Annotated in this window: 13 protein-coding genes; 8 read left to right on the top strand and 5 right to left on the bottom strand. The window is 69.2% G+C overall.

The features are described from left to right. The first annotated feature begins 99 nt into the window (after positions 1-99). Positions 100-1059, top strand: coding sequence for a diacylglycerol/polyprenol kinase family protein (locus tag WMF45_RS26225; protein ID WP_437707200.1), 960 nt, complete (start codon positions 100-102; stop codon positions 1057-1059). Positions 1060-1081: 22 nt separating this feature from the next. Here WMF45_RS26225 and WMF45_RS26220 read toward each other — a convergent pair whose 3' ends face one another. After that, the gene (locus WMF45_RS26220) at positions 1082-1735 is read right to left on the bottom strand and encodes an HD domain-containing protein (RefSeq protein WP_437707199.1); all 654 of its coding nucleotides are present in this window, start codon (positions 1733-1735) and stop codon (positions 1082-1084) included. A gap of 57 nt (positions 1736-1792) precedes the next feature. Continuing rightward, positions 1793-2905 (bottom strand): DNA alkylation repair protein, encoded by a 1113-nt coding sequence (locus WMF45_RS26215; protein WP_437707198.1) that lies wholly within the window; start codon positions 2903-2905, stop codon positions 1793-1795. A 103-nt stretch (positions 2906-3008) separates the two neighbouring features. Here WMF45_RS26215 and WMF45_RS26210 point away from each other — a divergent pair, with 103 nt between their 5' ends. Together WMF45_RS26210 and WMF45_RS26205 are read left to right on the top strand one after the other, a co-directional pair. Further along, positions 3009-3746 (top strand): helix-turn-helix transcriptional regulator, encoded by a 738-nt coding sequence (locus WMF45_RS26210; RefSeq protein ID WP_437707197.1) that lies wholly within the window; start codon positions 3009-3011, stop codon positions 3744-3746. 451 nt (positions 3747-4197) lie between these two features. Further along, a complete protein-coding gene (locus WMF45_RS26205) occupies positions 4198-5598 on the top strand; it encodes a phosphatase PAP2 family protein (RefSeq protein WP_437707196.1) in 1401 nt (466 codons plus the stop codon). An 81-nt stretch (positions 5599-5679) separates the two neighbouring features. Here WMF45_RS26205 and WMF45_RS26200 read toward each other — a convergent pair whose 3' ends face one another. After that, a complete protein-coding gene (locus WMF45_RS26200) occupies positions 5680-6300 on the bottom strand; it encodes a nuclear transport factor 2 family protein (RefSeq protein ID WP_437707195.1) in 621 nt (206 codons plus the stop codon). A 170-nt stretch (positions 6301-6470) separates the two neighbouring features. Between WMF45_RS26200 and WMF45_RS26195 the strand changes: the two genes are divergently transcribed. Genes WMF45_RS26195 through WMF45_RS26185 form a run of 3 tightly spaced genes read left to right on the top strand, consistent with a single transcriptional unit; the run spans position 6471 to position 9319 of the window. Then, positions 6471-7355 (top strand): transporter substrate-binding domain-containing protein, encoded by an 885-nt coding sequence (locus tag WMF45_RS26195; RefSeq protein WP_437707194.1) that lies wholly within the window; start codon positions 6471-6473, stop codon positions 7353-7355. Between the two features lie 15 nt (positions 7356-7370). Beyond that, positions 7371-8423: an amino acid ABC transporter permease gene (locus tag WMF45_RS26190; RefSeq protein ID WP_437707193.1), complete on the top strand. Its 1053-nt coding sequence runs from the start codon at positions 7371-7373 to the stop codon at positions 8421-8423. Further along, positions 8420-9319 (top strand): amino acid ABC transporter ATP-binding protein, encoded by a 900-nt coding sequence (locus tag WMF45_RS26185; RefSeq protein WP_437707192.1) that lies wholly within the window; start codon positions 8420-8422, stop codon positions 9317-9319. Before WMF45_RS26190 ends, WMF45_RS26185 begins: the two co-directional genes overlap by 4 nt. Here WMF45_RS26185 and WMF45_RS26180 read toward each other — a convergent pair. Further along, positions 9220-10479 (bottom strand): saccharopine dehydrogenase C-terminal domain-containing protein, encoded by a 1260-nt coding sequence (locus WMF45_RS26180; protein WP_437707191.1) that lies wholly within the window; start codon positions 10477-10479, stop codon positions 9220-9222. The two genes, WMF45_RS26185 and WMF45_RS26180, sit on opposite strands and share 100 nt — an antisense overlap. 496 nt (positions 10480-10975) lie before the next feature. Here WMF45_RS26180 and gcvPA point away from each other — a divergent pair, with 496 nt between their 5' ends. Together gcvPA and WMF45_RS26170 are read left to right on the top strand one after the other, a co-directional pair. After that, a complete protein-coding gene (gene gcvPA, locus WMF45_RS26175; protein WP_437707190.1) occupies positions 10976-12343 on the top strand; it encodes an aminomethyl-transferring glycine dehydrogenase subunit GcvPA in 1368 nt (455 codons plus the stop codon). Then, a complete protein-coding gene (locus WMF45_RS26170) occupies positions 12340-13335 on the top strand; it encodes an aminotransferase class V-fold PLP-dependent enzyme (RefSeq protein ID WP_437707189.1) in 996 nt (331 codons plus the stop codon). Before gcvPA ends, WMF45_RS26170 begins: the two co-directional genes overlap by 4 nt. On the opposite strand, the gene WMF45_RS26165 is transcribed toward WMF45_RS26170, so the two are convergent. Beyond that, positions 13271-14134 carry a mechanosensitive ion channel family protein gene (locus WMF45_RS26165; RefSeq protein ID WP_437707188.1) on the bottom strand — a complete coding sequence of 288 codons (864 nt, stop codon included), beginning with the start codon at positions 14132-14134 and terminating at the stop codon, positions 13271-13273. The two genes, WMF45_RS26170 and WMF45_RS26165, sit on opposite strands and share 65 nt — an antisense overlap. Positions 14135-14167: the final 33 nt, after the last annotated feature.

The raw sequence follows: 14167 nt of genomic DNA, 5'->3' as shown, positions 1-14167 counted from the left end.
CAGGGCTGGCGCCGCGAGCCAGCTCACGCGCGGGGTGCCGGTATGACGAAGCGCTGACATGGCGCCCGACCCCCGGGGATTATCTTCGCAAAACCCAACGTGATCCACGCCTTGCACGTCGAGACCAAGCTCGTCTCCGAAGAGCTCTGCGTACTGTTGCGTCAGGTCGATCCCGCCGTCTTCGTCTTCCACGACGAACCCGAGGTTCGCGCCCGGGTCGAGCGGGTGGCGTCACGGCTCCGCGAGCTCGTCGTGGCGGCCGAGCGCGACGATTCCGGGGGCAGGCTCGAGCGGCTCCGCGAGCGGCTCCGCGTGCTGCTCGCGGCGGTCGAGCGGGCGACCCCGACCGGAACACCCTCGCCCAAGGCGGCGTGGATTGCGTTCCAGCGAGAGGTGCAGCCTGCCTACGAGTCGCTGCTGCTGACGCTGCGCGGCGTGGTCGCCGCGCCGCCGAGCGTCAGGCCGACGAACCATGTGCGCAGCCTGTGGCACGTGGGCTCGGGGCTCTCGGTGCTCGGGCTGATCCAGCTCCTGCCGGAGCGCGGCTGGCTCGTGGCCGCGAGCGGCGCGTTCGTGGTGGCGGTGTGGTCGATGGAGATCGCACGCCGGGTCAGCGAGCGGGTCAATGAGCGGCTGATGGGGGCTTTCCGGCTCGTGGCGCACCCGCACGAGCGCTACCGGGTGAACTCGTCGACCTGGTACGTGACAGCGCTCTTCTTGCTGGCGCTGTTCGGGACGCGGCTGAGCCAGTCGCTCGCCGTGGTGGTGCTCGCGGTGGCCGATCCCGCGGCGGCCCTCATCGGCCGGCGCTTCGGCCGCACGCGGCTGCGCGACGGCCGCTCGCTGGAGGGCACGCTCGCCTTCTTCGCGGCGGGCGCGCTGAGCGCCCTCGCCGTGATGTGGGCGCTCGGTCCGGCGTCGCTCTCCTCGCGGCTGCTCCTGGCCGCCGTCGCGGGCCTGGCCGGGGCGGCGACCGAGCTGTTCTCCACGCGGATGGACGACAACTTCACGATCCCGGTCGCCGTGGCGGCCGCGGTGACGGTCGCCGGCGCGGGCTGACGTCAACTGACGTCATGTGACGTCAGACGACGTCGGGCGCCATCTCGCCGCCGATCTCCAGCGCGAGGCGAGCGAGGTACTGTCTCATGAACTCCGCGCGTCGCGCGCCCTCGCGGCGCCCTGCGGCCGTCGTGAGGCTCTCGGCGGTCTTGAACAGCTTCACGTGGAAGTGGTCGATCGCGTTCACCCGGTCGTCCCACGGCCTCCGCTCGGCGAACGGATCCCCGGGGTCGTAGAACCGCACGCCGAGCAGGCCGCCCACGGCGAAGCAGCGGGCGATCCCGATCGCGCCCAGGCCGTCGAGGCGGTCGGCGTCCTGGACCACCCTGGCCTCGAGGGTCGTCGGCTCGATCCCAGCGCTGTAGCTGTGGCTCTCGATGGCGTGGGCGATGTCGGGGAGGAACGCCTCGGGGTACTCCACGCTCCGCAGGAACCGCAGCGCCTCCTCCGCGGAGAGCCGCGACGCCTGGGAGCGCCTGGGGTCGTTCTTGGGCACGTTGACGAGATCGTGCAGCCACGCCGCGGGGACGACGATCTCGCTCCTTGCCCCTTCGTCCGCCGCGAGCGCCTTGGCGGTGGCGACCACCCTCGCGAAGTGCGCCAGATCATGGGCCGGATCCTTGCCGAGGTCGGTCTGCTCGAGCTTCTTTGCGAAGAGCGCTTCCCAGTCCTTCATCTCCCGCCTCATAGACGCGGACCCCGACCCGCGCAACGGCTCGGCGCGGCGCCCGAGTCACCGGCGCACATCGAAGTGCCCGAGGGGGTGCGCCACGCCGTTGACCATCACATCGATGCTGTGGCGACCGGGATAGTGACGGCGGGTCGTCATCTCCTCGAAGGAGACCTTGCCGGTGATCTCGGCTCGACCCGACGGCGGCAAGACGAGCTTCCGCAGCTTGAAGACCTTGGGCCGCGTCGCGCCGTTCGCCTTCACGAAGTGCACGGCGCAGTCGACGATCAGCTCCTGGTCGCGCGGGGCCGTCGACGCGAGCTCGAACGAGAAGCGTAGCTCGCCGCCGAGCTTCACCGATCGCGGGGACAGCGCCGCCGAGGCGATCGCGACGCTCGGCGCCCCGCCGAAGCCGAGCGCGTCGAGCGCGCCGCGATCGCCCTTCTTGACGAGCGAGCGCAGCGCGTGGCGCACGATCCATTGCCGCCCGGGCGGCGCGCCGTCGAGCCAGCGCCGGCAGAGGCTCGCCGCGATGTCCGGGTGGTCCTTGCCGATGTCATTGAGGTTGTTGGCGACGGAGCGCTGCACGTAGCGCTCCGGATCGTCCTTCAGGATCTCGAGCAGCTCGATGACCGGCCCTGGATCCTGCTGGAAAGCGCGGAGCCGCGGCGCCCACGGCAGCCGCGGGCGCGTCCCCTCGGAGACGAGCCGCCGGACATGGACGTTCGGGTCGGTCGCCCACGTGCGGAGCCGCCGGAGCGTCGCGTCGGGGTACCTCGTCAGGAACGCGCGGATGCTGAACTCGGCGGAGAACCGCTTCGTCAGCTCGACTTGCGCGGTCATCGCGTCCTCGAAGTGATCGAGACCGTGCTTCGCGACGTAGAACACGTGCGGCATGTACTGCAGCGGCGCGAGGCCGAATGCGTCGCTCCGATCGAGCTCGGGCCCGAGGGAGGCGACGATCACCCGAGCTGTCTCCGGAAAGGGCTGCGGAAGATGGTCGTGCATCACGTCCGCGATGTGGGAGGCGCGGCCCGTCAGCTCCAGATCGGAGAGGCCGGCCAGGCAGTCGCGGGCGAAGCCGCGCTCGTCGAGGCCAGGGTGCGCCGAGCGGAGATTGCGGGCGATCGAGCGGACGCACCGCTCGTCGAAGAGGTCCTTCAGCCGGTCAGCCATGGGCATCCGTCGGTGCGAGGACGACGAGGCCGATTGGCCAGGTTTTCGTCAGGTTGGACATGGGCGTTGACTAGCGTGAGACCCTGACAGATTCTGTCACCATATGTCGCGCGCCGTCCGCGTCATGGAGCTCTCCGACCTGCTTCGCGCGCGGGGAGCGACGACCGTCGGCGAGCTGGCCGCCGCGCTCGGGGTCAGCGCCCGCACCGTGCGCAGGGACCTCGCGACGCTGAGGGAGCGCGGCCTCAACATCGAGGGCGAGGCCGGCCCCGGCGGGGGGATCCGGCTCGACGCCGGCCGGGGCGTCACCGCCGTGCACCTCTCGGTCGCCGAGATCGTGACGCTCTGGCTCTCCGCGCGCCTCTCTCGGGCCGCGAGCGACCTCCCGTGGAGCGACGCAGCCAGCTCCGCGCTGGCCAAGCTGCTCAGCAGCCTTCCTCCCGAGCGAGCGCGAGAGCTGCGCGCCCTCTGCCGCAGGGTCATCGTCGGCGATCCGGCGAGCGGGCCAGTGCGCGCCGGAGCCGGCGCGCCCCCTGCAGAGCTGGTGAGGCTCTTCGAGGAGTCGTTCTCCGCCGGCGTCGGCCTCGGGTTCGACTACCAAGACCGCGAGGGGAGGACGTCGAGGCGACGCGTCGAGCCGCACGGCCTCCTGATCCAGAGCCCTGTCTGGTACGTGCTCGCCCTGGACACGGGGAAGAGCGAGCCGCGAATGTTCAGGATGGATCGCATCTCGACCCCCCGCGTCCTGCGGGAGATCGCGTTTCGTCCGAGCGCCGATGTCATCTGGGCGCTCCTGCCGGAGGAGTGCGCGTGGCGGCCGCTCCTCGGCGACCGACCATGAAGCTCGGCCAAAACGGACGGACACCGTTCAGGCTCCGATCCTGTGCCCACAACGGTTCGACCCGGCGGAGCCTGGGAGTCCCGGTGTCGTATGGTTGCGCGCATCGGCTCTGGCTGATAGCTTTGGTTTGATACAACACACGACATCCTGGCGAGTGACCACAACGAAGAGCGACGTCCGGTACACGGGGTGTGTGCTCGATTCCGGGCGATTGCAGGGAGAGAGCTCCCGCCGAGCAGTGACCAGCGATCGATGGCGCGTGGCCCACATGCCCCTCAGGCCGTGCTCGCCTGCGCGCGCTGGCCGGTGTCGCATGAATAGATAAGGGCTTCGTGCTCGCCGAGGTTGTTGATGCATGCCTCTCGTCGCTGGATGGCCCCCCATCCAGCCGACGAACAAGGGGCCATTGTGTGTGATGGCCATCCTTGAGGGTTCGAACCAAGGAGCTTGAATGAACCGTTCAGCCGCGAGATGGGCGTCCATCTCCTTCGCTGCCCTGACTGCCTCTCTGCTCGGAGGTCCAGCGTCCGCGCGCGTGCCGGCGGCGCAGGGAGATCCGCCGGACAGGGACGCGGTCCTCGACTGGAACGCCGTCGCTCTGGACGCCGTCGCGGAGGACACCGCCCGCGCGCGCGGGCCGGACCAGCGCGGGCCGACGCGCGTCTCACGGGCCCTCGCGATCGTCCATGCGGCGATCTTCGACGCCGTGAACTCGATCGTCCCGACGTACGAGCCGTACTCCATCCTCCTCGACATGCCGGATGCATCCATCGATGCGGCGGTGGCCACGGCAGCTCACCGCACGCTGACGGCGTTGTTCCCGAGGCAGAGGGCGCTGCTCGACGAGAGGCTCTGTGAGTACCTGAAGGAGATCCCCGAGAGCGACGCCAAGGAGGACGGTCGTGCGCTGGGCGGCGCTGTCGGCGACGAGATCCTGGCGGAGCGGGAGAATGACAGGTCAGACGCCCCGATGCCTTACACCCCAGACATCGCCCCCGGCCGGCATCGCGTCGATCCGCTCTATCCCGATCAGGGGTACTTGACCCCGAGGTGGGGGAGGGTTCGGCCGTTCGCCATCGAGAGCGGCGCCGAGTTCCGGTCGCCGCCGCCGCCGCCGCTGTGGAGCCTGGCGTACGCGCTGAGCTTCTATGAGGTCTTCCTGCTGGGGGGCGATGGCCAGCGCACCCCGACCGCGCGCACTCCGGAACAGACCGTCATCGGGATCTTCTGGTCGTATGACGCCGCCCCGGGCCTCGGGGAGCCGCCCCGGCTCTACAACCAGATCGCGCGGGTCCTCGCGGTCAAGGAGCGCAACTCGGAGATCGCGAACGCTCGTTACTTTGCGCTCGTCAACGTCGCGCTGGCCGACGCCGCCATCGCCACGTGGGAGACGAAATACCATTACGAATTCTGGCGGCCGATCGTCGCGATCCGTCGGGCCGACAGGGATGGCAACTCGCTCACGATAGCCGACAGGAGGTGGACGCCCCTCGGATCCCCCGGCAGCAACCAGGGCCCGCCGCGCATGACCCCAGCGTTCCCGGCGTACACCTCCGGGCACGCGAGCTTCGGGGCTGCCATGTTCCAGGTGTTGACCCGTTATTATGGGACAGATCGCATCCCCTTCTGCTTCATGTCCGACGAGTACAACGGGGTAACGACGGACGAGCGGGGCAATGTCCGCCCCGAGATCACGCGCTGCTATTCCAGCTTCGAGGAGGCGTCCTGGGAGAACGCGATCAGCCGCATCTACCTGGGCGTCCACTGGAGGTTCGATGGCGAGCAGGGGATCCGTCAGGGCAAGCGCGTCGGAGACGCCGTCTTCGACAGGATCCTCCAGCCGCTTCCTTGACGAGCTCGCCGGGGAGCCGCTCGATCCATCGAGCGGAGATCCGTCGCCTCATGGCGCGTCGCCCCGGCCCCGGCCAGCCTCTCAGTTCATGAGCCGGGAGCGAGCGGGCGCCCACCGCTCGGGCCGCGGCGCGGAGAGCGGACCCGCGTGGTGATGGACCATCTTCCATTGCCCGTCTTCGCGGACGAACACGTTGGTCGCGCACAGGTGCGCAGGCTCGTCGCCGTTCGCCTCGTAGCAGGTGACGAAGGCGAAGTCCCCGAAGAGGTGCGCCGAGGCGCCCTGGCAGCGCATGCGCAGGGGCGAGGTCTGGCGCAAGAGCTGGCTCCAGCTCTCGAGCACGCTGGCGCGCCCGGAGAGCGCCTCCATGCCGGGATGGGCGCAGGCCACGGGCGCCCGCTCGGCCCACACCCGGCACATCGCCTGGTAATCCCCGGCGCGGAACGCCTCGTAAAAGGCCTCGTTTGCGGCCAGGACAAGCCGTTCCGCCGCGACGCGCTCCTCGACGCTCATGCAGCGACCATGCTCCCCGGCCAGCGCGGGCGCAAGAGCCTCGACGGCGTCCAGGTGCGTCTTGGCCAGGGCCGTGGCGGCGAGCCGGTACGCCCATTGGCTCGCGAGACCACCCGCGGCGAGGATGATGATGGCGGTGGCGATCGCCCTGAGCGTGGCGGCGGAAGGTGCCAGTTCCTCGAGGTGCATGGTGCGCCGACGGCGTGCGCGCCGCCCGCGCGTAGAGGATCTGCCCGGCGGCCTCGAGGGCTGCCGAGCAGCGCGTGGCCTGCCTTCGGCTCGCTTGCCCGATCCAGGCCTGGTCATCGGACCACGCCGGGGTTGTCATCCCCTCTACAGAGAGCCACACTCCTGGAGCCATGCAGACGTGGTTGGCCTGGCCGCTGATCCTGCTCGCCGCCGGGGCGTCGTGCCAGGAGCGCGGCGCACCTTCCGGCGGCGAGGCGGGCTCGTCCCATCATGGGCCGATCACGGGCGTGAACGACCTCTCGCCCGGACAGGCAGCGGGCGTACAGCGGGGTACCACCGGCGCCTTCTACGCGCAGGAAATCCTGGCGCCGAGGCGCATCAAGCTCGTGACGTTCCTCAAGGCGCCCGATATGTACAACGCGCTCGAGGGGGGGCAGATCCGGGCGGTCATCAGCGACCTGCTCCTCTCCGAGGAGGTGATAAAGCAGAAGCCTCTCCTGAAGATCGTCCAGCAGATCGAGACCGCCGAGGGGTACGCGTTCGCCGTCAACAAGGAGAACCCCGGCCTGCTCCGCGAGATCGACCGCGCGCTCGGGAACCTCTTCGCGGACGGCACCTACAAGGCGCTCTTCGAGAGATACTTCCCTGGCCGGCGGCTCCCGTCGTACACGGAGGGGGTGAAGGCCGCGCCCTTCTCCGCCTGTCCGAAGGTGAAGACAAGGCACGATGAGACGCTGACCATCGGCTCGGACATCCCCTCTCCACCGTTCGAGATGTTCACCGAGGGCGGGGACGTCACGGGGTTCGACGTCGACCTCATGAACGCCGTTGCCAGGGAGCTTTGCCTCACCCCGCGGTGGGTGCAGACGAATTTCGACACCATCTTCACCAGCCTCGCGGCCGGCAAGTTCGACGCGGTGGCCTCCGCGGTGACGGCGTACGCGCCCGAGGGATCTCCGTCGTACGCGACGGTCAAGGCCCGGCAGCAGATCGTATCGTTCACGAGGCCCTATTTCGCGTCCCTGCTATCGCTCACCGTGAAGGTGAGCGGCTGAACGGGCGGGGTCACGGTGGGGCCCGCATGGATCACGGCGCTCCGCGCGGGGAGCTCGCCCCTCGGGGTGGTGAGCGCGGCCATGGGGGCGCTGAGCCTCTCGGTGGGGCTCCTGGGCACCGCCGTGGTGCTGGCCCATGGCGGGCTCGGCCGCGCGGATCTCATCGCTGCGTCGCTGCGATCGAGCGAGCTCGCGACGATCCTCGTGATCGGGATGAGCCTCGGCGCGGCATCCATGGCGCTCGGATGGGGAATCTACCGGCGGATGCCCACGAGGGTGTCACGGGAGCAGGCGATCGCCGGGGCGGTGCTGGGCCTGGAGGCCACCCTCTACGCGGGCGCTCTGGTGGTGTTCGTGCAGGGCGATATGGAGAGGTTCTGCCGCAACTTCCTCAGCTTCGAGCAGGTGATCCCGCAGCTCCCGGCCTTCGTGGCAGGAGCGGCGAACACGCTCATCCTGGCCGGGGCGGGCGAGCTGTTCGGCGTGATCCTGGGCCTCCTGCTCGCGATGGTCACGATCTCCCGGCGCGCGGTCGTGCGGGCCCCGGCGCGCGTGTACATCAACCTGCTCCGGGGGACGCCGCTCCTGCTCCAGCTCTCGTTGATCTACTTCGGCCTCGCCCTCGGCCTCGGCATCGAGTTGTCGCCCTACATGGCCGCCGTCGTGGCGTTCACGCTGAACACCGGGGCCTACTCCGCGGAGGTGCTCCGCGCCGGCCTGCAGTCGATCGAGCCCGGCCAGATGGACGCGGCGCGGGGGCTGGGGCTGACCTACCTGCAATCAATGCGGCACGTCATCGTGCCGCAGGCCGTGCGGAGGGTCATCCCGCCGCTCATGAACGAGTTCGTCATCCTGATCAAGGACACCTCTCTGATCGCCTTTCTGGGGCTCTCGTTCGCCCAGCGTGATCTGTTCTCCGTCGGCGCGCAGGGGTATTCGCAGTTCTTCAACGCTACGTTCTACATCGCCTCCGGGCTCGGTTACCTCGTCGTCACGCTGCCGTTGATCCGACTCGTGACGTGGGCCGAGACGCGGCTGCGGAGCGGGATGCTGGCGGTGGGGGCATGAGCACGGTGTGCGAGGACGCCCCCTGGCCGGGCGGGCCAAGCCCGGCGGGCGAGCCGCTCGTCCGGCTGGAGGGCATCCACAAGTGGTTTGGCGGCCTGCACGTGCTCCGGGGGATCGACCTCGACGTCATGCCCGGTCAGGTGCTGGGGCTGATCGGCCCATCCGGGTCGGGCAAGTCCACGCTCCTCCGCTGCATCGATAGGCTGGACGAGCCGACGTCCGGCCACGTCTGGTTCAAGGGCCGGGACATCACCGATGTCCGGGTGAACCTGAACGAGGTCCGGACGCACATGGGGATCGTGTTTCAAGCATTCAACCTCTTTCCTCACCGGACAGCTCTGGAGAACATCACGCTGGCCCTGGAGAAGGTGCTGCGCGCCCCACGGGATCGGGCAAGAGCTCGGGCCATGGCCGAGCTCGAGCGCGTGGGGCTCTCGCACAAGGCCGATAGCTATCCCAGGCAGCTCTCGGGGGGCGAGCAGCAGCGGGTGGCCATCGCCCGCGCCCTCTCCATGCGGCCGGACGTGATGCTCTTCGATGAGGTCACCTCGGCGCTCGACCCCAGGTTGGTGGGCGGCGTGCTGGAGGTGATGCGGCGGCTCGCGCGGAACGGGATGACCATGGTCGTGGTCACCCACGAGATGGGCTTCGCGCGTGACGTGGCGACGCGCGTCGTGTTCATGGATGATGGCATGATCGTCGAGCAGGGCTCGCCGGAGGCGGTGTTCGGAGATCCGAAGGACCCGCGGACAAGGAGGTTCCTCTCCTGTCCTGCGGCTGAAGGTCGCTCCGGCCCTCACGCGGCGCGCGAGGCGGGCGGGGGGGCCGCTCCCCAGGAGACGACCTCTTCTATCCGGATGCCGCGCTCCTCGAGCTCGCCCAAGAACCAGCGATAGAGCTCCCCGTGGATGCAGTCTTCCGGCGGGAGGATGCCGGCTCGCCGGATCCTGCCGCTCGCGAGGAGCCTGGCCGCGATCGCGACGGGGAACCCGGTCGCTCGCGCCATCGCCGAGAGCCCGTCTCCGGACTCGACCCACATGAAATGTTCCACCGTCGCGGCCTCGCCGTCCTTCGTACCGTGCACGGTGTTGGCCATGACGCACACGTCCTGGTCCCCTTCGCCCGCCCGGAGGCGAGGGACGAGGAGCGAGTGCAGGAACTCCCGTGGGACGATATCGCGGCCCTGAAACGCGACCGGGGTCAGGTCGAGGAGCCCGCACTCCTTCAGCGTCTGCACACCGGCCCAGTGCCCTGGCCAGCGGACCGTCTTCACGGCGAAGTCCTGGAGCTCGGGCCTCGATGTGATGAAGCTGGCCATGCCGGGGGTCACGGCGCACTCCAGCACTTCGTGCTTGCCGAACCGCTCGAAGCGGAGCTGCTCGCGGCTGGTCCCGGCCTCCACTTCGACCACCTCCCCGCCTCTCCGCAGCAGGACCTTGACCATGTACTCGCGGAGGACATGGTGGAAGGCCCACGTGATCATGTAGCTGAGCGGCCGCCTCTCTGCCGCCGATTTCTCCGGGATCCCTCCGACCCGCGCCACGGCGCTCACGGCCCGGTCGAGCTTCTTGATCCCGTCGCCGACCGTGATATTGGCCAGGCCGGGCGAGAAGCCCATTCCATCGATGAACGGGACCCCGCGGGCCACGGCCTCTTCGTGGAGCCACTCGCCATAGCGTGCGAGGCTCATGCCGGCGGGCACCTCGATCCGCTCGGTCTCGTGGGCGTCGGGGGTGCGATGATACTCCTCCAGCATGTCCACGATGGGGAGCCCAGCCTCGATCGCGGTCTGGACGATACGATAGCTCATCCTGCGATCAGGGAGGGCCAGCGCGCCGGCGTCATATCCCTTCATGGCCTCGCGCGCCGCCCGGAGGTCGGCGGCGTCCACCGCATGACAGATGAGGTTGCCGGCCCCGATGAAGCGGCGAGTCTGCTCCAGTGCCTCGCGGCGCCGACCGAGCAGGCCGATCTGCTTCACCTCCGGGGCCCTCGCGAGATCCCAAGCCACGGCCGAACCCATCTTTCCGGAGGCTCCCAACACGAGGATCTTCATCGCTGCCTCATAGGACCAGCGCCGAGCGTGTCAAATCATCTCAAGGCTCGAGCGCGCTCCGATCACGGTGAGCGAGCCCGAGCAGCAGGACGCTCGGCGGGATCCGAGCAGCGTAGGAATGCCCTCCCCCGGGATGATGCCCACGCGGGCGAAGGTGATTTCGGCGGCGCCAAGGAGCCTGCGGCGGGACGTTGGAGATGACATTGAAGACCCCGCGTCGTCATCAATGCAATTCTTGGTTCTTAGTCGTTGCTCCGCCGGCGAACGGCAACCCCGCCCGTGGCTCGGGCGGCGCTCGCCGTCGCGCCGGAACGTTCGCTCCCGCCGCTGGGGCCAGTCGACGTCGCCTGGTCAAACCCTCCGATGCGCCTGGGAGGCCGAGCCGAAGCCGATCGCCCGGTGTCGTCGTCGATTTTCTTCGTGGTCTTGCGATCCACGGAGGCCGACCCCAGCTTCGCGCTCGAGCGCGTCACCCTCCGGAGCCCGTCACGATACGATGGAGAGTCATCCCGAGCCGCTCATCTGTGGCTACAACGTCCACCGGGAGGCCGACCGGAAGGCATTGCTGGAGGCCCTCAGGCTCACGAGCATCGTCGACCTCTTCTCCCCCATTCCCCAGGAAGTGCGCCTCGGCAGGGAGCTCCGCCTGCCTGCTCCCCACAGCGAATGGGCGCTCGGCAAGCACCTGCGGGAGCTCGCGGGAAAAAACGCATCGACCCGGAGCCACCTGAGCTTCCTTGGCGGCGGGGTCTACGAGCACCACATCCCCGCGGTCGTCGACAGCCTTACCTCCAGCGACGCGCTGCTGACGGCCTACACCCCCTACCAGCCGGAGCTGAGCCAGGGCTTGCTGCAGATCCTCTTCGAGTACCAGCGCATGCTCTCGCTGCTCTTGGGCCTGCGCGTCGTCAATTCCTCGCTGTACGACGGGGCGACGGCCATGGCCGAGGCGGCCTGGATGGCCTGCGCCGCCACGGGCCGTCGGCGCGTCCTCGCCTCCTCGCGCATCTGGCCCGAGTGGAAGTCGGTCCTCGAGCTCTACATGCGCGGGCGCGGGGTCGAGGTGGCCTACGTCGCCGCGGATTCCATCTCGGGCCGGCTCGAACCGCGATCGCTCCAGGCATCCTTCGCGCGCCCCGCGGCCACCTTCATCCTGCAGACCCCGAATTCCCTCGGCATCCTGGAGGACATCCCGGCCGCGGCGGCTCGCTGCCGGCAGCACGAGGCCCTCCTCAATGTCTCCTGCTATCCGACGACGCTGGCGCTCCTGAAGCCCCCCGGCGAGCTCGGGGCGAACATCGTGACGTGCGAGGGGCAGCCCCTCGGCCTGCCGCTCTCGGCCGGAGGTCCCTATCTCGGGGTGCTCGCCTGCGAGAAGCGGCTGCGCGAGTTCATGCCGGGGCGCCTCGTCGGAGAGGTGCGGGACATCCATGGGAAGCCAGCCCTCGCGCTCGTCCTGGAGCGGCGCGAGCAGCAGGTGAGCCGCGAGAAGGCCACGAGCAACATCTGCACGAACCAGGCGCACCAGGCGATGCGCGCCGCCGTCTACCTGGCGGCCCTCGGCGAGCGGGGCTTTCGGGAGATCGCCGCGCAGTGCGCCGCCAAGGCCCGTTACCTTCACGAGAAGCTGGTCGCCATTCCCGGCGTCGAGCCCGCGGCGACCGGCCCCTTCTTCAATGAATTCGCGCTCCGGCTCCCCTGCCGCGTGCCGGTGTTTTTGGAGCGGATGCTGGAGCGGGGCGTGTTCGCCGGATTCGAGGTGGAGGGCAACCTCCTCGTCGCGGTCACCGAGGTGAGAGCGCGCGCCGAGCTGGACGAGGCCGCGGCCCTGTTTGCGGAGACGATCGGAGCGCTGAGACCATGAAGGAGACGATCTTCGACCTGTCCCGCCCGGGCGTGAGCGGAGCGGGCCTCCAGGATCCCGAATTCGGGGCGCTCGATCCTTCCGATTGGTTCGACGCGGAGCCGCTCCGGACCGAGCCCATCGGCCTGCCCGAGGTCAGCGAGATCGAGCTCGTCCGCCATTACACCGCGCTCGGCCGCCGCGCCTACGGCGTGGACGATGGCAGCTATCCGCTCGGGAGCTGCACGATGAAGTACAACCCCAAGCGCCACGAGCCCCTGGCGAGCCTCTCGGGGTTCGCCCATGCGCACCCGAGGCAACCCGAAAGCACGCTGCCCGGCCTCTGGGAGCTCCTCTTCCACCTCGCCGAACACCTGGCCGAGATCTCTGGGATGGACCACGTCACCCTGCAGCCCGCGGCCGGAGCCCACGGCGAGCTCACGGGGCTCCTGATGACCCGCGCGTGGTTCGAGTCCCGGGGCATCGAGCGGGACGTGGTCCTCGTCCAGGACTCGGCCCATGGCACCAATCCCGCGTCCGCGTCGATGGCGGGTTATCGCTGCGAGATGATCAGGACCACCCCGGAGGGATTGACCGACCTCGACGCGCTCGAGGCCGCGCTCGACGACTCGGTCGCGGCGGTGATGCTGACCAACCCATCGACCTTCGGGCTCTTCGAGAAGAACATCCAGGAGATCGCGGAGCGCGTGCACGACAATGGCTCGCTCCTCATCGGTGACGGCGCCAACATGAACTCGCTGATGGGGATCGTCCGGCCCGGCGACATGGGGGTCGACGTCCTCCAGCTCAACACCCACAAGACGTTCTCGACCCCGCACCTGTCCGGTGGAGCGGGCGCGGGGCCGTGCGGCGTCAAGGCGTTTCTGGAGCCCTTCCTTCCGATTCCCGTGATCCGCCGGGACGCGCGCGGGGTCGACCGGCGGGGCATCATGCCGTCGGATGCGACTCCGCGCTCGCAAGGCGCTGGGGAGGCGCCGCCGCGAGCTGGTTGATGTGCACGTGCTGGCTCGGGACGGGGAGCCCCAGCTTGCCGAGCTCCTCGCGGATGATCTTGGTCGTGGCGAAGTAGACGTCCCAGTAATGATCGGTATGGCAGAACGGCCGCACGGCCAGCACGGGCCCGGCGAGGGTGAAATCCAGGATCTCGACGCTGGGCGCAGGGGTCTTCGCGACGTTGGGGATGAGCGCGAGGTGCGCCTTGAGCCGCGTGATCGCCGCCTCGTGATCCGCGCCGTGGGCGAGCTGCGCGGTGCAGTCGACGCGGCGGACCGGGTTCGTGCTGAAGTTCTGGATCGTGTCGCTGAAGATCTTGTTGTTGCCCACGATGGTGCGGACGTTGTCGGGCGTGTCGAGGGTGGTCGCGAACAGGCCGATCGAGTGAACGGTGCCCGTCACGCCGCCGGCCGTCACGTAATCCCCGGTCTTGAAGGGGCGCAGGAGGATCATGAAGATGCCGGCCGCGAGGTTCGCCAGGAGGCCGGACCATGCCATGCCGACGGCGATGCCGATCGCGGCGAGCAGGCTGGCGAAGGTGGTCGTCTCGACGCCGAAGACGCTGAGCACGGCGATGACGAGCAGGATGTTCAGCAGCACGGACGCCGCCGACTCCAGGTAATGAGCCAGCGTCGTGTCGAGCTTCTTCAGCGCGGAGCTGCGCTGCATCATCGACAGGATCCCCCGGATGATCATGCGGCCGATGACCCAGACCAGGATCGCGCCCACGATCTTCCCGCCGACGCTCACCCCGAGCGCTACCCCCATGTCCACGTACCGCTGAACCCTCTCGTCCATCTCAAGCCTCCTGACGACGTATGCGCCGCTCGC

It is taken from the genome of Sorangium sp. So ce448, from assembly GCF_051520915.1.
Taxonomy (GTDB): domain Bacteria; phylum Myxococcota_A; class Polyangia; order Polyangiales; family Polyangiaceae; genus Sorangium; species Sorangium cellulosum_B.
Note: the sequence above shows the minus strand (reverse complement) of the source record. Positions and strands in the feature narration are given on the sequence as shown.